18 protein-coding genes and 1 other RNA gene are annotated in these 24,362 nt (G+C 47.7%); 15 read left to right on the forward strand and 4 right to left on the reverse strand.

Annotation, left to right across the window (positions count from 1 at the left end):
* Positions 1-34: 34 nt before the first annotated feature.
* The 8 genes from AB3N00_RS27685 (at position 35) to ssrA (ending at position 10,402) form a co-directional block, all read left to right on the forward strand.
* Positions 35-1,216 carry a phosphoglycerate kinase gene (locus AB3N00_RS27685; RefSeq protein WP_413037396.1) on the forward strand — a complete coding sequence of 394 codons (1,182 nt, stop codon included), beginning with the start codon at positions 35-37 and terminating at the stop codon, positions 1,214-1,216.
* Positions 1,217-1,249: 33 nt separating this feature from the next.
* The gene (gene tpiA, locus AB3N00_RS27690) at positions 1,250-2,002 is read left to right on the forward strand and encodes a triose-phosphate isomerase (RefSeq protein WP_413037397.1); all 753 of its coding nucleotides are present in this window, start codon (positions 1,250-1,252) and stop codon (positions 2,000-2,002) included.
* Positions 2,002-3,546 carry a 2,3-bisphosphoglycerate-independent phosphoglycerate mutase gene (gpmI, locus tag AB3N00_RS27695; RefSeq protein ID WP_413037398.1) on the forward strand — a complete coding sequence of 515 codons (1,545 nt, stop codon included), beginning with the start codon at positions 2,002-2,004 and terminating at the stop codon, positions 3,544-3,546. The genes tpiA and gpmI overlap by 1 nt, the downstream gene beginning before the upstream one ends.
* Before the next feature lie 237 nt (positions 3,547-3,783).
* Positions 3,784-5,070 (forward strand): phosphopyruvate hydratase, encoded by a 1,287-nt coding sequence (eno, locus tag AB3N00_RS27700; protein ID WP_175394337.1) that lies wholly within the window; start codon positions 3,784-3,786, stop codon positions 5,068-5,070.
* A gap of 219 nt (positions 5,071-5,289) precedes the next feature.
* The gene (gene secG / locus AB3N00_RS27705; protein WP_095362032.1) at positions 5,290-5,523 is read left to right on the forward strand and encodes a preprotein translocase subunit SecG; all 234 of its coding nucleotides are present in this window, start codon (positions 5,290-5,292) and stop codon (positions 5,521-5,523) included.
* Between the two features lie 533 nt (positions 5,524-6,056).
* On the forward strand, positions 6,057-8,798 hold the full coding sequence (gene rnr / locus AB3N00_RS27710; protein ID WP_413037399.1) for a ribonuclease R: 2,742 nt from the start codon (positions 6,057-6,059) through the stop codon (positions 8,796-8,798).
* Positions 8,799-8,975: 177 nt separating this feature from the next.
* Positions 8,976-9,458 carry an SsrA-binding protein SmpB gene (gene smpB, locus AB3N00_RS27715; protein WP_413037400.1) on the forward strand — a complete coding sequence of 161 codons (483 nt, stop codon included), beginning with the start codon at positions 8,976-8,978 and terminating at the stop codon, positions 9,456-9,458.
* A gap of 579 nt (positions 9,459-10,037) precedes the next feature.
* Positions 10,038-10,402: a transfer-messenger RNA gene (gene ssrA / locus AB3N00_RS27720) on the forward strand.
* Positions 10,403-10,507: 105 nt separating this feature from the next.
* Here ssrA and AB3N00_RS27725 read toward each other — a convergent pair.
* Positions 10,508-10,936, reverse strand: coding sequence for a stress protein (locus AB3N00_RS27725; RefSeq protein WP_413037401.1), 429 nt, complete (start codon positions 10,934-10,936; stop codon positions 10,508-10,510).
* Positions 10,937-11,155: 219 nt separating this feature from the next.
* On the opposite strand from AB3N00_RS27725, the gene AB3N00_RS27730 reads away from it, so the two are divergent.
* From AB3N00_RS27730 to AB3N00_RS27760, 7 genes are all read left to right on the forward strand, one after another.
* Entirely contained in the window at positions 11,156-12,409 is a 1,254-nt protein-coding gene (locus tag AB3N00_RS27730) for a mechanosensitive ion channel family protein (RefSeq protein ID WP_413037402.1), read from the forward strand.
* Between the two features lie 166 nt (positions 12,410-12,575).
* Positions 12,576-13,430 (forward strand): aldo/keto reductase, encoded by an 855-nt coding sequence (locus tag AB3N00_RS27735; protein WP_413037403.1) that lies wholly within the window; start codon positions 12,576-12,578, stop codon positions 13,428-13,430.
* Positions 13,431-13,805: 375 nt separating this feature from the next.
* Positions 13,806-15,383, forward strand: a complete 1,578-nt coding sequence (locus AB3N00_RS27740; protein ID WP_413037404.1) for an extracellular solute-binding protein — start codon at positions 13,806-13,808, stop codon at positions 15,381-15,383.
* 70 nt (positions 15,384-15,453) lie between these two features.
* Positions 15,454-16,380 (forward strand): ABC transporter permease subunit, encoded by a 927-nt coding sequence (locus AB3N00_RS27745; protein ID WP_175397143.1) that lies wholly within the window; start codon positions 15,454-15,456, stop codon positions 16,378-16,380.
* Positions 16,381-16,408: 28 nt separating this feature from the next.
* The gene (locus tag AB3N00_RS27750) at positions 16,409-17,293 is read left to right on the forward strand and encodes a carbohydrate ABC transporter permease (RefSeq protein WP_175397142.1); all 885 of its coding nucleotides are present in this window, start codon (positions 16,409-16,411) and stop codon (positions 17,291-17,293) included.
* Positions 17,294-17,337: 44 nt separating this feature from the next.
* Complete coding sequence (locus tag AB3N00_RS27755; protein ID WP_413037405.1) at positions 17,338-19,689, forward strand: helix-turn-helix domain-containing protein; 2,352 nt, start codon at positions 17,338-17,340, stop codon at positions 19,687-19,689.
* A 17-nt stretch (positions 19,690-19,706) separates the two neighbouring features.
* Entirely contained in the window at positions 19,707-20,837 is a 1,131-nt protein-coding gene (locus AB3N00_RS27760) for a glycoside hydrolase family 88 protein (RefSeq protein WP_413037406.1), read from the forward strand.
* Between the two features lie 123 nt (positions 20,838-20,960).
* On the opposite strand, the gene pdxA is transcribed toward AB3N00_RS27760, so the two are convergent.
* The 3 genes from pdxA to AB3N00_RS27775 all read right to left on the reverse strand — a co-directional run bounded on the left by pdxA (position 20,961) and on the right by AB3N00_RS27775 (position 24,302).
* The gene (pdxA, locus tag AB3N00_RS27765) at positions 20,961-21,962 is read right to left on the reverse strand and encodes a 4-hydroxythreonine-4-phosphate dehydrogenase PdxA (RefSeq protein WP_413037407.1); all 1,002 of its coding nucleotides are present in this window, start codon (positions 21,960-21,962) and stop codon (positions 20,961-20,963) included.
* Positions 21,959-23,254, reverse strand: coding sequence for a four-carbon acid sugar kinase family protein (locus tag AB3N00_RS27770; protein WP_413037408.1), 1,296 nt, complete (start codon positions 23,252-23,254; stop codon positions 21,959-21,961). Before AB3N00_RS27770 ends, pdxA begins: the two co-directional genes overlap by 4 nt.
* A 61-nt stretch (positions 23,255-23,315) precedes the next feature.
* Complete coding sequence (locus AB3N00_RS27775) at positions 23,316-24,302, reverse strand: 2-keto-3-deoxygluconate permease (RefSeq protein WP_413037409.1); 987 nt, start codon at positions 24,300-24,302, stop codon at positions 23,316-23,318.
* Positions 24,303-24,362 lie beyond the last annotated feature (60 nt).

Here is a 24,362-nt window from a genome sequence, read left to right on the forward strand (position 1 = left end):
GTCCAACAAATACATGGGTGCGGAGGAAATACAGATGAACAAAAAAAGTGTACGCGATATCGAATTGACAGGAAAACGGGCTTTCGTCCGTGTAGATTTCAATGTACCGCTCGAAGATGGTAAAATTACAGATGACAAACGTATTCGTGCAACGCTGCCTACGATCAACTACTTGATTGAAAAAGGCGCTAAAGTCATTCTTGCAAGCCACATGGGTCGTCCTAACGGCGAAGTGGTTGAATCCTTGCGTTTGACTCCAGCAGCTGAGCGGTTGTCTGAATTGCTTGGTAAAACCGTTGTTAAAGCTGACGATTCCGTTGGTGACGCTGTTAAAGCTCAAGTTGCTGAACTGAACGACGGTGACGTATTGTTGCTCGAAAACGTTCGTTTCCACGCAGGCGAAGAGAAAAACGATCCGGAACTTGCAAAACAATTTGCGGAACTGGCTGACGTTTTCGTTAACGATGCATTCGGTGCAGCTCACAGAGCACACGCTTCTACAGAAGGCATTGCTCACTTGCTGCCAGCGGTATCCGGTCTCTTGATGGAAAAAGAACTTGAAGTGTTGGGTAAAGCGATCTCCAACCCTGAGCGTCCTTTCACAGCCATCATTGGCGGATCCAAAGTTAAGGACAAAATCGATGTTATCGACAACCTGCTGAACATTGCAGACAACGTAATCATCGGTGGTGGCTTGTCTTACACGTTCATGAAGGCTCAAGGCCACGAGGTAGGACAATCCTTGTTGGACGAGTCCAAACTGGATGTAGCTCTGGGCTTCATCGAAAAAGCGAAAAAACTGGGTAAAAACTTCTACCTGCCAGTAGATATCGTTATTTCGGATGACTTCAGCGCTAACGCAAACACCAAAATCGTTGAAGTTGGCGACATTCCTGCGGATTGGGAAGGTATCGACATCGGTCCTAAAACACGTGAGATTTATGCTGACGTCGTTAAAAACTCCAAACTCGTAGTATGGAACGGACCAATGGGCGTATTTGAAATCGAGCCTTTCTCCCACGGTACTCGTGCAGTAGCTCAAGCTTGTGCTGAGACAGAAGCATACACCGTAATTGGTGGTGGTGACTCCGCAGCAGCAGCTGAGAAGTTCAAACTGGCTGACAAAATGGACCACATCTCTACAGGTGGCGGTGCATCGCTGGAATTCATGGAAGGCAAAGTGCTTCCAGGTGTAGTTGCATTGAACGACAAGTAAGTTTTAAGCTATAGCATGAAGGAGTTGAAAACCATGAGAACACCGATTATCGCAGGTAACTGGAAAATGTTCAAAACGGTTTCCGAATCCAATGACTTCATTCAGGAAGTTAAAGGAAAAGCCGAAGTTGAAGGCGTGGAGACTGTAATCTGTGCACCGTTTACGAATCTGCCTACATTGGTAGAAGCTGTGAAAGGCACAAACATCAAAATTGGTGCTCAAAATCTTCACTTTGAAGACAACGGTGCATTCACTGGTGAAATCAGCGGCGTAATGCTGAAAGACCTGGGTGTGGATTATGTAATCATTGGTCACTCGGAGCGCCGTCAATATTTTGCGGAAACCGATGAGACTGTCAATAAAAAGTTGCATGCAGCATTCCGTCACGGATTGACTCCAATCTTCTGTCTTGGTGAGACGCTTGAAGAGCGTGAAGCTGATCAAACGAAAGACGTATGCAAAGTGCAAACGGAAGCTGCTTTTGCAGGTTTGTCTGCAGATCAAGCAGCACAAGTGGTTATCGCTTATGAACCAATCTGGGCGATTGGTACAGGTAAATCCTCCACATCTCTAGATGCGAATGAAGTTATTGCTTACATCCGCAGCCTGGTGAAGGATCTGTACGATGAGAAGGTTGCTAATGCGGTTCGTATTCAATACGGCGGCAGTGTTAAACCAGAGAACGTAACAGAATACCTCGGACAAAGCGACATCGACGGCGCGCTTGTTGGCGGTGCCAGCTTGCAGCCGGCTTCGTTCATCGCGCTTGTTGAGGGGGCGAAGTAATGACAGCTCCAAAACCTGTAGCACTGATCATCATGGATGGCTTCGGTCTTCGTAACACGGTGGAAGGCAACGCAGTAGCGCAAGCCAAAAAACCGAATTACGATCGCTTTATGAGCCAATTCCCACACACAACTCTCACTGCTTGTGGTGAAGCTGTAGGTTTGCCGGAAGGGCAAATGGGGAACTCCGAGGTAGGTCACCTGAACATTGGTGCCGGCCGGATCGTATACCAGGATTTGACCCGTATCTCCAAGTCGATTCGTGACGGTGAGTTTTTCGACAATGAAACACTTGTCAAAGCTGTACGCGAAGCGAAGCAAAACGGTAAAAAGCTTCACCTCTACGGTTTGTTGTCTGATGGCGGCGTACATAGTCACATCGACCACCTGTTTGCCATGCTGGATCTGGCCAAAAAAGAAGAAATGAATGATGTATATATTCATGCCTTCCTGGATGGCCGTGATGTTATGCCGGACAGTGGTAAAGACTTCATGAAGAAGCTGATCGCCAAAATTGAGGAAGTCGGTGTAGGAAAAATCGCAACGGTTCAAGGTCGCTATTATGCGATGGACCGTGACAAACGTTGGGAACGAGTTGAGAAATCATACCGTGCCATCGTTTATGGTGATGGACCAAAATACATCGATCCACTCAGAGCGGTTGAAGAATCGTATGAGAAATCCGTATTTGACGAGTTCGTTGAGCCAACGGTTATCGTTAAAGCGGATGGTGAGCCGGTAGGTTTGGTGGAAAGCGGCGATTCCGTTATCTTCCTGAACTTCCGTCCTGACCGTGCGATTCAGCTGTCGCAAGTATTCACGAACAAGGATTTCCGTGGATTTGACCGCGGACCGAAGTTCCCAGAAGGCTTGCACTTTGTGTGCCTAACATTGTTCAGTGAAACCGTTGAAGGTTATGTGGCTTACTCGCCTAAAAACCTCGACAATACACTGGGTGAAGTTCTGGTACAGAACAACAAAAAACAGCTGCGTATTGCTGAAACCGAGAAATACCCGCATGTTACCTTCTTCTTCAGCGGTGGACGCGATGTTGAGCTTCCAGGCGAAACGCGTGTGCTGATCAACTCGCCAAAAGTTGCAACATACGACCTGCAACCAGAGATGAGCGCTTATGAAGTGGCTGACGCATGTGTACGCGAGATTGAAGCGGACAAACATGATGCAATCATCCTGAACTTCGCCAACCCTGATATGGTTGGACACTCCGGCATGCTGGAGCCTACCATCAAGGCGGTTGAAGTGACAGATGAGTGCATGGGACGTGTTGTTGACGCAGTACTCGCTAAAGGCGGCGTTGTACTGATCACAGCTGACCATGGTAACGCGGATATGGTATTCGATGAGCAAGGACGTCCGTTCACTGCTCATACAACGAACCCGGTTCCATTTATCGTTACAGACCCTAACGTAACCTTGCGTGAAGGTGGAATCCTGGCCGATATCGCGCCAACGATTCTGGACCTGATGCAATTGCCTAAACCGGAAGAAATGACAGGTACATCTGTTATCGCTACCCGTAAATAATTCGTTTTAATAGGTTGTCGAATAGACAAAGTGGAACCTGGAACGAAGCGGGCAGAACCAATCTGAAGAAGCGAAGCGTTCGCCTTTATCACATGATTCCAACTTATGACGATAAGTTCAAAGGAATCAGGGGATAACAGCGATCGGAAGATGGTACTGCATGCGGAGTGGTTTGGTGAAACTTAATTATTCTGAACGTATTAAAAATAAATTCAAATTAAAAGGAGATTATCACTCATGACTATTATTTCTGACGTGTACGCTCGCGAAGTCCTCGACTCCCGCGGTAACCCTACAGTAGAAGTTGAAGTATACCTGGAGTCCGGCGCAATCGGACGCGCAATCGTTCCATCCGGTGCATCCACTGGTGCCCACGAAGCAGTTGAGCTTCGCGATGGTGACAAATCCCGCTACCTGGGTAAAGGCGTTCTGCAAGCTGTTAAAAACGTAAACGAAACAATCGCTCCAGAAGTAATCGGTATGGACGCTTTGGATCAACTGGGTATCGACAAAATGATGATCGCTTTGGATGGTACGCCAAACAAAGGCAAACTGGGTGCTAACGCAATCCTGGCCGTATCCATGGCTGTAGCTCGCGCAGCTGCTGACGCTCTGGACTTGCCATTGTACGTTTACCTGGGCGGATTCAACGCTAAAGCACTGCCAGTACCAATGATGAACATCATCAACGGTGGTGAGCATGCTGACAACAACATCGACGTTCAAGAGTTCATGGTTCTTCCTGTTGGAGCACCAACGTTCAAAGAAGCTCTTCGCGTAGGCGCGGAAATCTTCCACAACCTGAAATCCGTACTGAGCTCCAAAGGCTTGAACACAGCTGTAGGTGACGAAGGCGGCTTCGCACCGAACCTCAGTTCGAACGAAGAAGCAATCACGACAATCATCGAAGCGATTGAAAAAGCAGGTTACAAACCAGGCGTTGACGTATTCCTGGGTATGGACGTAGCTTCCACTGAGTTCTACAAAGATGGTAAATACACACTTGCTGGCGAAGGTAAATCTTACACTTCCGCTGAGTATGTTGACCTTCTGGCTTCATGGGTTGAGAAATACCCAATCATCACAATCGAAGACGGTATGTCCGAAGACGACTGGGATGGCTGGAAATTGCTCACAGAGAAATTGGGAGACAAAGTACAACTCGTTGGTGACGACTTGTTCGTAACGAACACAGAGCGTCTTGCTAAAGGTATCGAAGAAGGTATCGGTAACTCCATCCTGATCAAAGTGAACCAAATCGGTACACTCACTGAAACATTCGATGCAATCGAAATGGCTAAACGTGCAGGATACACAGCTGTAATCTCCCACCGTTCCGGTGAGTCCGAAGACAGCACAATCGCTGACATCGCTGTTGCGACTAATGCAGGACAAATCAAAACAGGTGCTCCATCCCGTACAGACCGTATCGCGAAGTACAACCAATTGCTCCGCATCGAGGATCAACTGGGCGAACTGGCTCAATACAATGGTCTCAAAGGATTTTACAACCTCAAAAAATAAGTTGTCTTCTGAAGACTCTAGGGCAAGCCGGGCAACCGGCTTGTCCTTTTTATTAGGCGCTTATCATTAATCCCACAATATTCAGTAGCGAATTGGTGTGGATATTAATGGGTGATGTGAAGATTGGCACTACTTGTATCACGCTAATAGCTGTGGTACAATTAAAGTAACTGTTTTTATGGTGAGATGTTATGCCCACATGGGTAGGAGGTGGAAAGAATGGATATTGCTTTGAAATTGCTGCTCGTTGTCTTCTCGATCGGTCTAATCACTGTAGTATTGCTGCAGCACGGGAAAAGCGCTGGTTTGGCGGGTGCCATCTCCGGTGGTGCGGAACATCTTTTCGGTAAAACGAAAGCGCGCGGATTGGATCTTTTCCTGCAACGTGCAACCGTTGTACTGGGTGCAGGATTTATGATCTTGGCTATCGTTGTTACGGTTATTTCCAAGTAAGGATTGATGCTGTAGCGTTTCGGTAATTCAAGTTTATATGATTGAACGACCAAAGATGATAAACCTTCGTTTCGAGAAGAAACGGAGGTTTTTTAATAAATTGGCGTCTGACCAAAGTTTTCCACCCGCTTATTTCTCAACCTATTCAATCTTCCGTTTCATTCCTCTCCCTTATCGTTTTCCTTCCTGTTTACTTCGTCCGATTATGTCTTATCTGATCTGCTTACCAATACGCTCTGCTTCATTCGTTTTGATCTCAACAGATCTGAAGGGTTTGTAAGGGTTTATAATTTAAGAAACAAATGAAAACGTGTATCAAATAGGTGACTGTGATGTATGGAAGCCGATGATGCAGGTATGGTTTTGAGGGTTGGTTTATTTTGCGGGGTACGGATGCGCTGGATTGAATTCGTGTATACTAGGGTATGAGATAGTGAGGGCTTGTGTTACATGGCAAGAATTTGCAAGGAATTTGATACATAAAGACAGATACAAACATGATTACACTTTTACGTTTCCCGAGGTGAATATTAATGATAACAGAACAACAATTGCTCGACTTCATGCGGGAAACCGCTTATAAACCGATGACTTATCAGGAGCTGGAACAGCACTTCGAGATTGAAGACGCCGCTGATTTCAAAGCCTTTTTGATTATGTTGAATACGCTGGAGGAATCCGGCAAAATCCTGTTGACCCGTAACAATCGCTACGGCATGCCAGAACGCATGGACCTGGTTCGCGGTCGGTTGCAGGCACATGCAAAGGGGTTTGCTTTTCTCATCCCCGAAGATAAAGAGCATCCGGATGTATACATCCATGCCAACGATATGAAGAGTGCAATGAACGGGGACACGGTCCTCGTTAAAGTGACATCCCAAGGTCCTTCTAATGGGCGTTTGGAGGGCGAGATTGTCCGCATTGTCACACGTGCAGTAACACAAGTGGTTGGTGTATTCCAAAGCCATGAAGTGTATGGATTCGTCATCCCTGACGATAAACGGATTAATCGTGATATCTTTATTCCGCGCACGAACTTTGCCGGGGCAGTGGATGGGCAAAAAGTCGTTGCAAAAATCGTGAGCTACCCAGAAGGTCGTGCTGCCGCGGAAGGTGAAATTATCGAGATTCTCGGACATAAGGATGATCCGGGTATCGATATCTTGTCCGTTATCCGCAAGCATCAGCTGCCTGAAGCGTTCCCGGATGAAGTGGTGGAAGAGGCTGAACAGGCTCCAGAATCCATTACGGATGAAGAGATCGTACAACAGGGCCGCCGTGACTTGCGTGGCTTGAACATCGTAACCATTGATGGTGAAGACGCCAAGGATTTGGATGATGCCGTTAATGTGGAGAAGCTGCCAAACGGAAACTACCGCCTGGGTGTTCATATTGCTGATGTCGGCTACTATGTGCGCGAGAATTCCAAACTGGATCAGGAAGCATACAATCGCGGATGCAGTGTGTACTTGGTAGACCGTGTTATTCCGATGCTGCCGCATCGTCTGTCGAACGGGATTTGCAGTTTGAACCCGCAGGTGGATCGCCTTACGCTGTCCTGTGAGATGGAGTTCAACGACCAGATGAAGGTTGTGAACCACGACATTTTCACGAGTGTGATCAAAACCAAAGAGCGGATGACATATTCCAATGTTCGCAAAATTCTCGAAGGCGAAGAGCCTGAATTGCTGGAACGTTACAAGGATCTGGTGGATGACTTCCATCTGATGAAAGAGATCGCCTTGAAGCTTCGCGCAATGCGTATGCGCCGGGGTGCGGTTGATTTTGATTTTGAAGAATCCAAAATCATTGTGGACGAAGAAGGCAAACCGGTCGATATCGTGAAACGCGAGCGTTCGATTGCAGAGCAAATCATTGAGGAGTTCATGCTTGCGGCCAACGAAACGGTGGCAGAGCACTTCCACTGGCTGAAGGTTCCGTTTATCTATCGTGTGCATGAAGATCCCGATCAGGAGAAATTGCAAAATTTCCTCGCCTTTGCGGCGAATTTTGGACACCACGTTAAAGGACGCGGTAACGCGATCCACCCACGTGCGCTTCAATCCCTGCTTGAGGATATCAATGGAACGAAGGAACAAACGGTCATCAGTACGATGATGCTGCGTTCCATGAAGCAGGCGAAGTATGATGCCGAGATGTCGGGTCACTTTGGCCTCGCGGCAGAGTTCTACAGTCACTTTACGTCTCCGATCCGTCGTTATCCCGATCTCGTCATTCACCGTGTCATTCGGGAAGTGATTGAGAACAAGGGTGCATTGCCTGAAAATCGTCAGGAATACCTGGCAGCACGCATGTCTGACATTGCTCAACAATCGTCTGAGCGTGAGCGTGTAGCTGTTGAAGCCGAGCGGGATACGGAGAAAATGAAGAAAGCCGAGTACATGCTCGATAAAGTTGGCGAAGAGTTTGAAGGCATGATCAGCAGTGTAACCAGCTTCGGTATGTTCATTGAACTGGAGAACACGGTTGAGGGCTTGATTCGCCTGAGTGCATTGACGGACGACTATTACCATTTTGACGATCAGCATATGGCTCTGATTGGTGAACGTACCTCGAAGGTGTTCCGCATCGGTGATGAGGTGAAAATTCGTGTTGCACGCGTAAGCATGGAGGAGTACACCATTGACTTCGAAATGGTCGACATGAAACCTCGCAGCGAACGACCAGGCGGCTTTGGTGGTAGCAACCGTGGCGGCAAGGGCGGTCGTCCTGCTGGCGGTGGTGGACGCAGTGGGGCCAAAGGTGGTGCTGGTGGATTCAGCGGTTCACGCGGCGGCAAAGGCAGCGGCAACCGCGGTGGAAGAGCACCAGAGGAGAGCAGCAAGGGTGGCCGCGGCAGCTTCAGCGGCAAGGTCGGTGGCAAACCGAAAGGTGAGCGTCGCGCTGGAGATACCAGTGCTTCGACTGGTCGCGGAAAAGGTACTGGAGCGGTAAGCTTTGGTTTTGGCTCGGGTAAAGGTGGATACAGCTCGGGAACTTCCAGTCAGGATAGCGCTACTGGTGTCCAAGGAAATGAACTGAACAGCGCCGGTAACAGCCGTGGCGAGAGCAGCTTCAAATCCGGCAAAGGCGGAGGTAAAGGCAGCAAAGGCGGCGGCGGACGCAAGAAGACGTCACCTAGCGGTATCTTTATTGGCGAAGCAGCTACACCGGGAGGTGCGCAGGAAGGCGGAGCTCCGCGTCGTAAACGGAAAAAGAACAAAGGTGCATCTACTAATGGAACGGCAGCTTTTGTACGGAAGAAGAAAAAGTAATACCGTTTCGCACAGCATAAAATTTGTGTAATGAGAAGGGGCGGCGTATGCCGCTCTTTCTTGATTTTAACAGCGGTCCTTGCTACAATTAAGGTCTGGCATAGGGTACCTGGGCATCATCGGGTGCGCGGCTATAGAGCATGGTACCGTCTTATTTTACGGAGAAGGAGTGAGGACATGGGCAAGAATGATGGACAGAGTAAAGTGCTTGCACAGAATAAAAAGGCTTCCCATGACTACTTCATTGAAGATACGTATGAAGCGGGCATGGTGCTTACCGGAACGGAGATCAAATCTCTTCGCAACGGCCGTGCGAATATTGGAGATGCGTTTGCCACGATTCGCAACGGTGAAATTCACATTCATAATATGCATATTAGTCCTTTTGAACAAGGGAACCGACATAATCCACTTGATCCAACGCGTACGCGTAAACTGCTGCTGCATAAATCCCAGATTCACAAGCTGCTTGGGCTGTCGAAGCAGGAAGGGTACAGCATTGTGCCGCTGAAAATCTACGTGCGTAATGGATACGCGAAGCTGCTGCTTGGCCTGGGTAAAGGTAAGAAGCAGTACGACAAACGTGAATCTGCTGCGAAACGGGATGCACAACGTGATATTCAACGGGCAATGCGCGAGAAGCAGAAGATCGCTCGTTGATTTGGAATTGCTTCGGTGTTGCAGGATGCTCTTATAAGTCAGCAGTACGTGAAGTAAACGTGGGAAGTAAGGTGAGGATCTCAAGTTTGCCCATTTCGGGGAAAAGCTTGAGATTTTTATTTTTAGTGAGACAACTTGTGTTTCGGCATTCGGGATGAGCAAAAGTCTATAGGTGTGGAGAGGTAAGATGAAATTTGGATCGTAATCGCAGTGTGAATCAGGATTACACTATATTCGGCTGCTCTCTGCGTAGTCAGTACAGTTCTTGGGTAAGATACAGTAGGTACAAGTAGTTCGCGACCTCAAGTTGGTTAACTTTACTTCGTCTGAGGGACGCGGTATAATATGTAGACGATTGAGCCTCATATGATGCATTGGTTAAACTTGCACAGATGCTCAGCCTGCTGGAATGACTTCCAGTAATCTATACTATATCTGCAATCTGTCCTGTGATATGATTATTCATGTAGCAGACAGGAATGCCGAGTTTGAAAGAGCATCTTTTTACCTTGGAGGAAAAAGATGTGCAGCACCTTTGCTCCGTATTCACGGATTAATCCTGGAGCCCTTCTTATATGAGGGGGCGTTTATGGATTCGACGGGGATAGTTCGAGCATGGGTAGCGGGTAGTGGGGACGCGTCCGCTTCATCAACGCTAAAGCCTATTAAACGGCAAACAACAAAACAACTACGCTTTCGCAGCCTAAGAAACTGTGTGCGTGCTTCTAACCTGCATCGCCCATGTGACAGGATTAGGGGCTAACAAGTAGTGGGATACGCTGTCACATCTCCGCCTGGGGTGTGCTGAAGAAGACAATCAGGCTGACCCAACGTATAGCCGGTTACGGGGCGATACTCGGGTGACATCAAAACTGTGACTACACCCGTAGAAGCTTATGTGTCGTTATCTTCGGACAGGGGTTCGACTCCCCTCGCCTCCATTAGAGCGAAACAAGAAAGCCATCGGCCAGATTATCTGGTTGGTGGCTTTTCGGTTTATATGAAGCGTAAGCTGATAAAAATGGCTAAGGATAAGGATTTTATTTTCCTCACAATTCCTTGATAACCTCTACATATCGATCAAACTCGGTTTGACTCATTTTATCACTCATTTGTAAAAGGACATTGTCTTGAGCATAGGCATGCGAATGGGGCATGAGTGTTGATTTTCCGGGTTCCTCATAATAATCCATTAGCTTCTCAAGAGCTGTTTCATTCTCAAACAAGAATAGATACCCACCTTCCCCTTCACCCAGGTCCGGAACTAGAATGCGCTGCACATCTTTAAAACCTAAGTTAGCCAATCCGTGCTCTTCACGGATAGACCCCGTTGGAGTTTCGATCTCAAGTCCAGCTTCTTGAAACTTAGTAGCAATATGATCAAGAGTAATCGCAGGCTGACTCTCACTCGAAGAGCAAGCAGCAGTTATGCTTAGGATTAGGCCTAATACGAAAACCAAACCAAAGTACTTTTTCAAGTCATTTACCCTCCTGTTGAAAAATATAAGTAATTGTAGTTTACCATAATTGGATATTTTAACTAGAGACATCGCTGTTTATTCTCATATCAACTAGTAATACATAACTCCAACAAACTAGCATACCTTTTATAACGTGCCTCTTATCTTGAATTTTTGCTTCGTACCAGAGAGTCATTTATAATGAGAAGCTAGACTAGACTGCGTTAGGAGGAAACAATGGATTTTATCAAAAATCAACTAGACGGAACGGGCATGAGTGAACAAACCATTGGCATTCTTTCGAACATCATCATGGTTATTTTTATAGCGGTGGTCTCCATCCTGGCGAATTATGTAGCCAAAAAAATCGTGCTGAAGACGATTCATCATATCGTCAATAATAATCGGTACAAATGGGGCCACATCATTGTGGAGAAAAAACTGTTCCACAAGCTATCGCATCTCGTGCCGGCTATTATCATCTATTATTCTGCTTATATCTTTCCATCCTATCAGGCCTTGATTGAGAAGGCTGCAATGACCTACATGATTGTGGTCATGATTACTGTATTTAATGCGCTGCTCAATGTGTTTGATGACATTTATCGTTCCTATGAAGTCTCTAAGATCAGGCCGATTAAGGGATACATCCAGGTAGCGAAGATTATTCTATTCATCATTGGGGGCATTATCGTCATCTCGAGCCTCATCGGTCAGAATCCGTTGCTTATTCTTAGTGGGCTTGGTGCTTTGTCGGCCGTACTGATGTTGGTCTTCAAGGACTCCATCCTGGGCTTGGTCGCAGGCGTTCAATTATCCTCAAATGATATGGTGCGTGTAGGCGACTGGATTGAAATGCCGAAATATAATGCAGACGGCGACGTTATCGACATTACACTAAATACGGTAAAGGTTATGAATTTTGATAAAACGATCACGATGATTCCAAGCTATGCCCTCATCTCGGATTCGTTCAGGAACTGGAGAGGCATGCAGGTATCCGGGGGCAGAAGGATTAAGCGAAGCGTCTATATCGACACGAGCAGCATTACCTTTTGCACCGAAGAAATGATTAAGGAGTTCCAGAAGATCCACTACCTTACGGAATATATCGATACAAAACTAAATGAAATTAACGAGTACAACATGGAACACCAGATTAATACAGCAAGCAAAGTAAACGGAAGACAACTGACCAATGTGGGGGTGTTCCGGGAATACATCCATCAATATTTGAGGAATCATCCAAAAATCCATAAGGATATGACGCTGATTGTGAGACAGTTAGCGCCGGGAGATAACGGACTGCCACTTGAAATCTATGCCTTCAGCAACGACATCACCTGGGCTGTGTATGAATCGGTTCAAGCGGATATCTTTGATCACATCTTTGCCGTTGCGCCGACTTTTGGCCTTCGTGCTTTCCAAAATCCAACGGGCCATGATATCGTTCAGCTGAAGGAAAGCCCGCAATTTTCACGGGGATATTGAGAAATCTTTTGAAAAGTATATCGAAGTATTATGCATGTTTATCGTAGATCTGCGCCTTCGGGCATCCATTTGATTCAAGCGTGTATGGAGGGGTAGAATAAACGAGAGGGCACATATATCTTTTTCCATATCGTTTCGTATACCTTTCGTAAAGGAGAGTCTCCAGATGAATCATCACATTCCGGAATATACGTTGAATGATGGCTTGAAAGTACCAGCGATTGGGTTCGGTACCTATAGCTTAAAAGGTGCAGAAGGCGTTAAATCCATAGTATCCGCACTGGATACAGGTTACCGATTGATTGATACCGCCTACAACTATGAGAACGAGGCGACTGTCGGAAAGGCAATCAAGCAGAGTTCGGTTTCCAGAGAAGAGCTGCTGATCTCCTCCAAGCTGCCGGGGCGTTACCACGATTATAAGAAGGCTCTCGTAGCTATTGAGGAGTCCCTATACCGAGCAGATCTGGATTATTATGACCTATACCTGATTCACTGGCCGAATCCGAAACAGGATAAGTATGTAGAGGCCTGGCAGGCACTCATTGAGGCCAAGAAACGCGGATATATCCGTTCTATTGGGGTCAGTAATTTTCTTCCCGAACATAATGAACGCCTGATTAAAGAGACTGGGGTAGCACCAAGTCTGAACCAAATTGAACTCCATCCGTTTTTTGATCAAGTGGATCAGCGGAAGAAGGATTCGGAGCATGGTATTGTGAACGAGTCCTGGAGTCCCATTGGGCGTGGTAATGATGCTGTACAGGATATCGTAAAAGATGAGAAGATTCTCCGTATCGCCGAGGCTCACGGGAAAACAGCGACCCAGGTTATTTTGCGCTGGCATACCCAGCTGGGGTCCATTCCGATTCCTAAAGCAAGCTCCCTCCAACATCAGAAAGAAAATATCGATATTTTCGATTTTGAGCTGAGCGAGAAGGAGATGGAAGTCATCTCATCTTACAGTCGTGAGGATGGACGGTTGTGGGGACAGGACCCGAGCGAATACGAAGAGTTTTAAGTGTTATAAAAGAACCGTGCAATTCACCGTATGGTGAGGAGAACGAACAAGAGTACGAAGGAAACGAAGCCTCCTGATCTGCAGAGATGTAGATAGGGGGCTTTTTGTCATGTGTTTGTTCATCCAATCGACCGTACCAGACGGTCTACAGGAGGGGGTGCCTGGCATTTTTTCGCTCGCTGTTATCCTGAGAATATGATCTTGAACTTTTGCCTGCATGTGCAAATCCTGCGCCGGATAAGGAAATATCAAATTTTGGATATCTCAGCAAGAATGGAGGATAGCCATAATGGCGGCCAGGCAGTAACTTTATGAAGAGGGCTCAGCACAAAGGAGTCCGACATCTTACACGAACACATGGGGGGACGTGAAGCGATGAAACGGTCATGGAGAAGACGGCTGACGATTGGAATCTGCCTAATGATGGGATTGACTGTCCTTGCAGGCTGCTCAGGAGACAATGGAAATGCGGGTGAGGCAGAAGGAGACGGTCCTACACCAATTTCAATCTGGATGTCGATGAACACGAATGCTTCCATTACGCTCAAGAGCATGAATGAAATCACGGCGATTAAGGAATGGGAGAAGAAGACCAACACCAAAATCGAATTCCAGCATCCTGCGGTGGGTGCCGAGACCGAACAGTTCAATGTCATGATTGCCTCGAATCAGCTGCCTGATGCCATGTTTGTAAATGGAGATTACGCCAAGCTGTTCAATGATGGCATCATCATCCGGCTTAACGAACTCATTGATGAATACGCTCCCAATTTGAAAAAGATCCTTGAGGAGAACCCCGAGGTCGCCAAACAGTTGAAAGCGGACAATGGAGATATCTATGCCATTCCGCATCTGCGTCTGGGGGAATACAAAACCTTCGGCGGTACATTCATCCGTCAGGATTGGCTCGATGAGCTGAAGCTGGAGAAACCGGAAACGCTGGAGGAATGGGAAACCGTACTTAAAGCGTTCAAAGAGAAAAAAGGCGTGTCTGCGCCCCTGTTGTTCGGTGCACCACCTAAAATGACAACGATGGGACCCGCTGCTCCGACCTATTTGGAGGCTTACGGCATTACAAACAATACGTTTATCAGAGATGGCAAAGTAGTCTACGGACCAATCGAGCCGGAATACAAGGAATTCCTGACAATGTTCCATCGCTGGTATCAGGAAGGACTGATTGATCCCGATTTTGCCACCAATGACCAAAAAACATATGATGCCAAAATTTTGAGTGGTCAGGCGGGTGCATTTTTCACCTTCATCGGTGGAGGTGTGGGCCGCTATCTGCCCGCTCTGCAGGAAACCGATCCGAACGCCAATCTGACAGCCGTCCAATATCCGGTGCGGAACAAGGGCGATGAGCCAATGTTTACGGGACGTTCCTGGGAATGGAGCAGTAGCGGCGTCGTAATCACCAATAGCAACAAACATCCGGAGGAAACGGTCAAAGCACTCGATTATTTCTTCAGTGAAGAAGGACATATGCTGAAAAATTTCGGTGTGGAGGGCCTCACCTATACGATGAAGGACGGTTATCCGACCTATACCGATGAGATTTTGAAAAATCCGGATGGATTGTCAGTTGCCCAAGCGATGGCCAAACATTTTATTGCCAACTACCCCTTCGTGGGTGAAGATGACGACCGGTACAATGAGCAGTATTACCAGCTCCAGCAGCAGAAGGATGCTGCGGTCCTGTTCTCCAAATACAGCGAGAATACACTGAAGGTAGGGCTTCCTCCTACCAGTCTGACAACAGAAGAATCTACGGAATACAGCAAAATTATGAGTGACATAGGAACCTACCGGGACGAAATGTTCGTCAAGTTTGTCATTGGGGTCGAGCCAATTGAGAACTTTGACAAGTTTGTCGAGCAGATCAACAAGTTCAACGTCAAACGAGCCCTTGAAATTCAGCAGGCTGCGCTGGACCGCTATAACGCCAGATAAGGAAGAGAAGATCGTGGGGTTGAACCATTTCAACCTCACGGCTGCCCTCTTTGAATGAAAAAGGAAGGGGATGGAGAAGGTGTCGCACAAGCTTTCCTTGTTATGGCTCAATTACAAAAAGAATAAAGCGATCTATTGGATGGCTCTTCCCGTCGTTTTATATTTTCTTATCTTCAAATATCTGCCGATGTACGGAGCGATCATTGCGTTCAAGGATTACTCAGTGGGCAAAGGAATATGGGGCAGTGACTGGGTAGGGCTGCAGCACTTCCGGGATTTCTTTCAGAGTTATTACTTCTGGCGGATTCTGAAAAACACCCTTGTGTTGAGCTTTTATCAGCTGTTATTTGGTTTCCCTGCACCGATTCTGCTTGCACTGCTTCTGAATGAGATTAGAAATGAAATCTTCAAGCGCACGGTGCAAACCGTCTCGTACATTCCGCATTTTATCTCGATTGTGGTCATCTGCGGCATGATTGTGGATTTCTCATCCCGCGATGGGCTGTTTAACACCATTATTGGTTACTTTGGCGGTCAGAGCAGTGCGCTTCTCAGTGATCCGGCCAATTTCCGGACCATTTATACGGCTTCATCCATCTGGCAGGAGCTTGGCTTCTCCAGCATCATATATTTGGCTGCTCTTAGCGGAATCAATCCGGAGCTCTATGACGCTGCGAATGTGGATGGGGCGAGCCGCCTTCGTCAGGTCTGGCATATTACGCTGCCCGGCATCATTCCAATGATTTTGATTCTTCTAATACTCCGCATTGGCGGACTGATGGAGATTGGCTTCGAGAAAATTATTCTGCTCTATAATCCAAATGTGTATGATACGGCCGATGTCATCTCGACATTTGTCTATCGCAAAGGGATTAGTGAAAGTGCCGAGTTCAGCTATACGACCGCAGTAGGTTTGTTTCAATCCGTCATTAACTTTACGCTGCTAATCGGGGCCAACCGCCTGTCCAAAGCGATATCCAATACCAAGCTATTTTAGTCAGGAATGAGGTGGGGGAGGGAATTCAATGAAAATAAAACGATCAATCGGGGAGCGGCTGTTTGGTGGTGCCAACGCCATCCTGATGACCGGCCTGATTGTTGTAACCTTGTATCCGCTGCTGCATGTGCTGAATGCATCGTTTAGCGATTCCGGTCAGCTCATGGCCCACAGAGGACTGCTGCTCTTTCCCAAGGGTCTGACACTCGAGAGTTACAAGCTCGTTCTCAGCAATCCGAACATTCTGTCCGGGTACCGAAACACCATATTCATTGTTGTTGTGGGTACTGCGCTGAATCTGCTGTTTACCATTCTGGGGGCATATACCTTGTCTCGCAAAAGCTTCATGCTCCGCAATCCGATTATGCTGGCGATCGTATTTACGATGTTTTTCAACGGCGGAATCATACCGTCCTACCTGTTGATCAACAATACGCTTCACATGGGGAACAGCCTGTGGGCCCTGATTGTACCCGGTTTGATCAGCAGCTATAATCTGATTATTATGCGTACATCGTTTCAGGAAATCTCGGAAAGTCTGCTGGAGTCAGCCCGGATGGACGGGGCAGGAGAAATGCTCATTCTCTGGCGGATTGTGGTGCCATTGTCCATGCCGGTTATTGCAGTGATGATTCTCTTTTATGGGGTCAGCCATTGGAATTCATGGTTCAGTGCCATCCTGTACATTCGGGATCGAAATCTGTTTCCGCTTCAGCTGGTCCTGCGCGAAATTCTGATCCAGAACAGTACGGACTCCATGACGACAGGAGCTTCAGCTGTGGACAAAGAGGCAATCGGGGAAAGTGTAAAATATGCAACCGTCATGGTGGCCACACTCCCTATTTTGTTTATCTATCCATTTCTGCAGAAATACTTTGTCAAAGGTGTTATGATCGGAGCAATCAAGGAATAAATCAGTCGTAGGCCATGCCAAACCACCATGTGAGGAGGAGACTCATGAAGAAGAAAAGCATCCTGCTGTCCTGGAGCATTTCTTACATGGTCATTCTGCTCATCCCGATTGTGATCGGTGCAGCTGTCTTTGCCGAGTCCCGCATCTTACTTGAGGAAGAGGTTAATCGTTCCAACATGGTGCTGTTATCCCAGGTGCAGGAGACGATCGATAATCAGATTGGCGATATTGGCAGCATTAGCAATCAATTGATGGCCGATTCCCAACTGACGAGCTTCATTAACCATGCATCTGAACAGGATGCCCGGTGGAGGTTAATGGGACTGGAGCTTATCAAAAATCTCAAATCCACACGCGTCGGCAACGGCCTAATTAGTGAATTATATATCTATATCAAAAACTCCGATGTTGCCTTGTCATCTTCTTCACTTATTCAGAAAACATATCTGTATGACATGTTCTATAAAGGCACCGATGTAACTGAGGAAGCGTGGACTGGACTGATGCATGATACCGGTAAAAGCATGTTCCGGAAAATGGCGGTTCGGAGTGAAGATCGGCGCATTGAAGAGACGCTTGTCTACCTGCAGCCGTTTCCCATCCAGAGTGCTGCCGACAGCCCTGCTACCTTCGTGGTCAATCTGGACCCGAATCGGTTCCAGCAAGCGATTGATAATGTGCGTTTGGAAAAAGAAAGCACCGTATTCATCCTGGATCGTGAAGGTAACACATTGTTTTCTACAGGATCTTTTGAAACCCCTTACAAAGCAGATAGTGATCTGAATTTCCAGCAGGATACAGGAGGGAAAACAGAGACGATCGACTGGAACGGTGAATCCGTCACCATGTCCCAGATCTCTTCCAAGGTCCAGGACTGGAAGTATGTATCCATCATACCTACCCGGATCTATGCCAAGAAGCTAACGGTCATCCGCAATATTACGATTGGTGGCGTTGCGGCTGGACTTATGATTGGCAGCGTGGCAGCCTGGTGGTTCACACGGAGAAATTACCGTCCGCTTGGACGGATCATGAACATTATCTCCGACAAGGTCAAATGGAAGCTGGAGCAGCCAGACGATGAATATGGCATCCTGCAATCGGTACTGGTTCGTGCCTGGGAAGAACAGGATCAATTCGCGAGCAGACTCAAGGATCAGCAAAACATGGTACGGAACAGTCTCTTTTCCAAGCTGATGAAGGGAAGGGTTCAGACAGGCGAAGAGTTTGCTTCAACGTTGGAACGGCTGGGTATTCGGTTCGAGTCCAATTCGTTTGCCGTCTTGCTTTTGCATATTGAGAACGTTGAAGGATTGTTCCGTACAAAAGTACGCGAGCAGGATCAGGAGGAGAAATATCAATTTGTGCACCTGATTCTGACCAATGTGTTGGAGGAAATGATGGGTTCCGTGGGCCATGTATATTCGGCAGACATTGACGGAAGGATCGCATTTCTCGTCAACATCCGGGAGTATGGGGAAAATGCCGGGCCCCAGCTAGTCAGCGCAGTCGAGGAAGCCCAGCGTTTTATTGGATCACGGTTTTGTGTGTACTTCTCTGTTGGGGTAAGTGATGTTCATCAAGGAGTAGCAGAGATCGCAGACGGTTTTCGTGAATCGGAAGAGGCTCTGGAATATCGACTGATTCTGGGGATTGGGCAAATTATTGACCAGAACCGGATTCGCAGGCCAAAAGAGGAACTGTACTACCCTCTCGATCTGGAAAGACAGCTCATTAATTATATTGCGACAGGCAATTATGCCCGCTCAACCGAAGTGATGAACGAAATTCTGATGACCAATTTTACGGGAGAGCCCTTGTCTGTTGAACTGGCACGCTGTCTCATGTTTGAGTTAATCGGTACCTTTTTGAAGGCCACCGAACAGATCAAGACAGATGACCAGAACGAGCTGACCCATCGTAATGATCTGATCCGGCAGCTATGTGCATGTGAGACTTTTGAGGAGATGGAAGCCGAGTTACTGCGGATTCTGGAGAGCATCTGTCAGATGGTGCATGAACGCAAGCGCTCCCGCAATGCAGAGCTGAAGGACCAGCTGATTGAATTCATTGTGGAGAATTATGCAGATGTCAATCTGGGTCTGACCCATTTGTCGGAACGCTTTCGTTTTCATCCAACCTATGTCTCCAAGTACTTCAAGGAACAGACCGGGGTCAACGTGATCGATTACATCAACCAGTACCGCATTGAACAATCCAAGAAAATATTACAGGCCGAAGAACTGACAATTCAGGACGTATCCGAGCGTGTAGGCTTCCTGAACAGCAATTCGTTCATTCGTGTCTTCAAAAAATATGAGGGCATCACGCCCGGCCAATATAAGCAAAACAGTAGGCTCGTCCAGCACGAGGATTGGAAAACAATAGATCCATAAGAGGAGGAATTGGTTCCATGTGGAAAAAAGCGATTGAAGATGCACTTCAAGTCACCCGGCACAATATTGACCGATTCGGAGGACGATTTCCCCATGTAAGTAACGGGGATGAGCATTATATACTGAACGACAACACGGAGTGGACGGCAGGCTTCTGGTCAGGCATTCTCTGGTTATGCACGGAATATACCCAGGATCCGCTGTATCGTGAGGCAGCTGTAAATACCGTCGCTAACTTTCGGACGCGCATGGAGCGGAAAAGCATCTTTGACCACCATGATATTGGTTTTCTCTATTCGTTATCCTCCAAGGCGCAGTGGATTGTGGAACACGATGACTCAGCACGGGAACTTACGCTGGAAGCGGCAGATATGCTGATGAAACGCTGGCGGGAGGAAGCCGGACTGATCCAGGCTTGGGGACGTAAAGGCGATGTGAACAACGGAGGGCGAATCATTATTGATTGCCTGCTCAATCTGCCGCTATTGTTCTGGGCGTATGAACAGACGAATAACGAAGAGTATCACCGTGTGGCAAAGCTGCATGCCGCGAAAAGCCGTCGTTTTCTGGTCCGTGGAGATGATTCCAGCTATCACACCTTTTATTTTGACCAGGCTACCGGTGAGGCTATCCGCGGCGGAACACATCAGGGATACAATGATGGCTCCACATGGACTCGCGGACAGGCATGGGGGATATACGGCTTTGCATTATGCAGTCGTTATCTGCAAAGTGCAGAGATGTTCGAGACAGCGAGGCGTCTCGCCCGTTATTTTATTGCTCATGTGCCTGAGGATCATGTGGCGTATTGGGATTTTGATGCACCGCAAACCTCCGAGACGAAACGTGACAGCTCCGCATCTGCCATTGCCGCATGTGGAATCCTGGAGATTGTAGAGCGTATGGATCCATCCGATCCTGAACGGGAGGTTTTCCTGGATGCGGTGCAGCAGTCAGTGGCATCTCTGGTTCAGAATTACTCCACTCATGGGTCCGATACGGAAGAAGGGCTGCTCAAGCACGGTTCCTATTCCGTAAGAGGCGGGGATTCACCGGATGACTATGTGATCTGGGGAGACTATTTTTATCTTGAGGCTCTCATGCGGTTGGAGCGGGGCATCCCTGGATATTGGTATGAGCGGAAGTAGAACGGTAGGCAATATGATGAAACAAATATGATCAAGCAGGGTACATGATACACAAAAGCAGCGACTCTTCCTATCAAGGAAAAGTCGCTGCTTTGTTTTGCTTTTATAGTTGGATACGTGCTGTTACATTTGTGTTTTAGGAGCAAGTTCAATGGCAGAGCGAATGGCTGCCAGCATGCTTTTGTCATCGGCAATGTTTTTGCCTGCGATATCGAAGGCTGTACCGTGGTCAACGGAAGTGCGGATGATGCCGCCTTTTAACCCAACGGTGATGTTCACGCCTTCCTCAATGCCCATAACCTTGATCGGAGCATGCCCCTGATCGTGATAGCAAGCCACAACGATATCGAAGTCACCGCGGCCTGCACGGAAGAACAATGTATCCGCAGGGAGGGGGCCAACCACGTTAATGCCTTCCTGCTGCGCGCGCTCAATACCTGGCTGCAGTTTCTCTTCTTCTTCACCATTGCCGAACAATCCGTTCTCGCCTGCGTGCGGGTTAATGCCGCATACAGCCACACGTGGATTATCGAAACCTGCTTTTTTGAGTGTATCGTGTGCAAGCTTAACCACCGTGTAGGTTCTTTCCGGGTTGATGCTGGCAATGGCATCAATCAAGCCCATGTGTGTTGTAAGATGAATGACCCGCAAATTAGGCGTAGTCAGCATCATCGAGAAATCCTGTGTATCGGTCAGGTCAGCCAGAATTTCGGTATGTCCCGGATACAGGTGCCCACCTTGATGCAAGGCTTCCTTGTTCAAAGGTGCGGTGCAGATGGAATGGATCTGTTGTTTTTTGGCTAGATCAATGGCTTTGGCCAGGAATTGAAAGGCTGCGTCTCCCGCTACGGCAGATACTTTTCCGTATTCCAGATCGGCAGGAACCAGATCCAGATCAATAACATCCACAGTGCCGAACTCGTACTTGGCTTCGGAAGGCTCATGAATGGCATTTACGTTCAGGTTCGATCCGATCACGGGCAGAACGCGCTCCAATATTTTCGCATCACCAATAACGAGCGGATTGCAGTTGTCGTAGACCTCCTGATGGCCCAATGCTTTCATAATAATCTCGGGTCCGATACCTGCTGCATCGCCCATTGTAATTCCAACTGTCGGTTTCATACTGGAATCCCTCCTTTTAATTTTTGAATCGCATGGATAAAGACGTCAGGTGTACCGAATCCGCCTGCTTTGGTTATGACATGCAGATCTTCAATCCCGATAAATTTGGATACCGGTACACCGATCTCAAGTTCATCAAGCAGCTCGAAGCCACTAATATTCCACTTCATGCAAATTTGCTTGGCGGTATCTCCGCCTGTCATGGATACACCTTTGAAATACCCTTCTTCGAGCAGTCTGGCACAAATCTCGCCCATCGCCCGTACAATTTCGTTGCTGACCTCGGTGTGATCCAGGCCGCGGGCTTCACCCGTGGCACGTGCCAATTCGACATCGACCTTCTCTGCGGTGGAGTACAAGACAACGTCATTGCCTTCCAGTGCCTTGGCTTTTACTTCTTCATATACACGCTCCATTTCCTCTGTCCGATCTGCTGCAGCGGATACGGCTTTGAAGGAATGGAACGGGATAGATGAGACACGGGTTTGCTGCAGCAGCTGCTTCAGCTGCTCCCGCGAGTTTTTGTTTACGCTGCCTACGACGGTCAGGATGGGTCCTGGGTTTTCCGGTATAGTCAGTTCGATTGATTTATTCTCCAGACGGTAATGACCGGGAAGGTAATTGGCGATACCCGCTGAACCTGCCCATGCAAAGGTATATTCCAGCTCGCTGGTCATCTGCAAAACTTGCTCCAGATGCAGTTCTTCCGTCGAATCCACAAGCACGTATGGGATGCCCTTTTCTTTCAAAAGGCTTAATTTCTTCTGAATATGGTCCTTGCCTGCTTCCAGGTCGGATACGGTAATTGCACTTACCTCATACTTCGTCTGAAGCTTCAGCAGGTCCGGAAGGTACGAAACGGTCACGGGTGTTTTCGGATCGTTTGCAATCTCGGTGTCCGCCAGTGGAATGCCGTTCAGGTAGTGTGTGCCATTTCGAATCGTGCGATTATTTTTCGGATACCCTGGGGCAATCATCATGAAATCGGGTTTAATCACGTCGTACAAGGCATCGATCTCAATCCCGATGTTTCCACGCATGGTGGAATCCATTTTTTTGAAAATGGTATCAAATCCGTTTCTCGTCAGAAACTCGGCTGCGCTGCTAACGCGCTGATAAGCTTCATCCGAAGCAATGGAGCGGCTGTCCGTGTCGAAAACAACAGCATCGTAACTACGAATGTTATTCTCGTCCATATTAAATAGTACGCTGGTTTTCAAGCCATGACGGGCAAGCTGAACCCCGCTGTCATTGGCACCAGTCAGATCATCTGCAATAATGGCTAATTTCATGCTGTTATCGCCTCCTTGAGAAAAAAGTGAATTCATGTCCGCTCAATATAAGGGTGCTGCTTTATGTGGTCGGTCTTTGATTGTATTTCTCGACACCGCCTGATTTCTCCAGCCGTTTGGAGAGGAATCCGATGAAGATCGGCAGCAGAATGGCGGTGGTCACAACACTCGCCGCAATCTGTACGGTAGCGATTTCAGCAATTGGGGCAAATGAAGCATTGGCAGCCACGATGGCAGCAGGTGTACCTACAGCGTTACCGGCTGTGGAACCTTCCGAAGCTCCGACAATGGGATTCCAGCCAATGGCTTTGAACAGCAGGTAGCCGACGCCACCAGTGATCAATACCGTAATTACACCCAGCATGATGCCGCCTAGTCCGCCTTGGATGATTGACGAGAAGTTGATTCCCATACCCAGTGAAAAGGCGAAGAATGGAACGAGCTTGTCGCTGCCTTTGTGCAGCCATTCAGCAAGGTTGCGATCCAGGTTACCGATAACAACACCGACGATCAATGGAAGCAGTACGGCTACAAAAGCCATCGGGGAGAACATGCCGTTGGCGAAACCCATCGCACCGAAAATAGAGAGTGCAACCATGGTAAGAAAAGGTCCATCGCTGAGTGCGAGGAACGGATAAGCAGCCTTGTCATCTTCTTTGCCGTATTGTCCGGCCAGTGCGATGTACAGTCCGCCGTTGGAATTCGTCATTGCGGCAATAATGGCAAGCGGCGCCAGGCCAAGGAATAACCCATTGGAATCCGCGAAGAAAATGGCGATCAAACCTAATATTGCACCAATCGCCCACTTGAACACAAGCAGCGTAACGCCTTTACCTACAGACGAACCGGCTGTCTTGAACGTAATTTGCGTTCCGGCAATCAGGAGGAACAGGGCGATCAGCGTGCTTGAACTGTTCACGAACAGGGCTTCAGTAAAACCACCAATCCGCAAGGCATTGGGGAAGAATGTATTAATACTTGCACCAAGTAACAGCGGGACAACCATCATACCGCCAGGAATGCGATCCAATGTCGCTTTAATGTTCATAGTAGTAGCTCCTTTATATGAGTAATCGTTTTCATGAAGCGCTTGCAGGACTTATGTTAT

It is taken from the genome of Paenibacillus xylanilyticus, from assembly GCF_047246825.1.
Lineage (GTDB): Bacteria > Bacillota > Bacilli > Paenibacillales > Paenibacillaceae > Paenibacillus > Paenibacillus xylanilyticus_B.

Excerpts from the sequence above, each read along its gene's own strand:
- AB3N00_RS27750 (WP_175397142.1), top strand. The coding sequence starts at position 16,409 with ATGAAAATAAAACGATCAATCGGGGAGCGGCTGTTTGGTGGTGCCAAC.
- pdxA (WP_413037407.1), bottom strand. The coding sequence starts at position 21,962 with ATGAAACCGACAGTTGGAATTACAATGGGCGATGCAGCAGGTATCGGA.
- AB3N00_RS27745 (WP_175397143.1), top strand. The coding sequence starts at position 15,454 with ATGGAGAAGGTGTCGCACAAGCTTTCCTTGTTATGGCTCAATTACAAA.
- AB3N00_RS27735 (WP_413037403.1), top strand. The coding sequence starts at position 12,576 with ATGAATCATCACATTCCGGAATATACGTTGAATGATGGCTTGAAAGTA.
- smpB (WP_413037400.1), top strand. The coding sequence starts at position 8,976 with ATGGGCAAGAATGATGGACAGAGTAAAGTGCTTGCACAGAATAAAAAG.
- AB3N00_RS27685 (WP_413037396.1), top strand. The coding sequence starts at position 35 with ATGAACAAAAAAAGTGTACGCGATATCGAATTGACAGGAAAACGGGCT.
- AB3N00_RS27770 (WP_413037408.1), bottom strand. The coding sequence starts at position 23,254 with ATGAAATTAGCCATTATTGCAGATGATCTGACTGGTGCCAATGACAGC.
- gpmI (WP_413037398.1), top strand. The coding sequence starts at position 2,002 with ATGACAGCTCCAAAACCTGTAGCACTGATCATCATGGATGGCTTCGGT.
- AB3N00_RS27760 (WP_413037406.1), top strand. The coding sequence starts at position 19,707 with ATGTGGAAAAAAGCGATTGAAGATGCACTTCAAGTCACCCGGCACAAT.
- eno (WP_175394337.1), top strand. The coding sequence starts at position 3,784 with ATGACTATTATTTCTGACGTGTACGCTCGCGAAGTCCTCGACTCCCGC.
- AB3N00_RS27730 (WP_413037402.1), top strand. The coding sequence starts at position 11,156 with ATGGATTTTATCAAAAATCAACTAGACGGAACGGGCATGAGTGAACAA.
- tpiA (WP_413037397.1), top strand. The coding sequence starts at position 1,250 with ATGAGAACACCGATTATCGCAGGTAACTGGAAAATGTTCAAAACGGTT.
- rnr (WP_413037399.1), top strand. The coding sequence starts at position 6,057 with ATGATAACAGAACAACAATTGCTCGACTTCATGCGGGAAACCGCTTAT.
- AB3N00_RS27775 (WP_413037409.1), bottom strand. The coding sequence starts at position 24,302 with ATGAACATTAAAGCGACATTGGATCGCATTCCTGGCGGTATGATGGTT.
- AB3N00_RS27740 (WP_413037404.1), top strand. The coding sequence starts at position 13,806 with ATGAAACGGTCATGGAGAAGACGGCTGACGATTGGAATCTGCCTAATG.
- AB3N00_RS27755 (WP_413037405.1), top strand. The coding sequence starts at position 17,338 with ATGAAGAAGAAAAGCATCCTGCTGTCCTGGAGCATTTCTTACATGGTC.
- secG (WP_095362032.1), top strand. The coding sequence starts at position 5,290 with ATGGATATTGCTTTGAAATTGCTGCTCGTTGTCTTCTCGATCGGTCTA.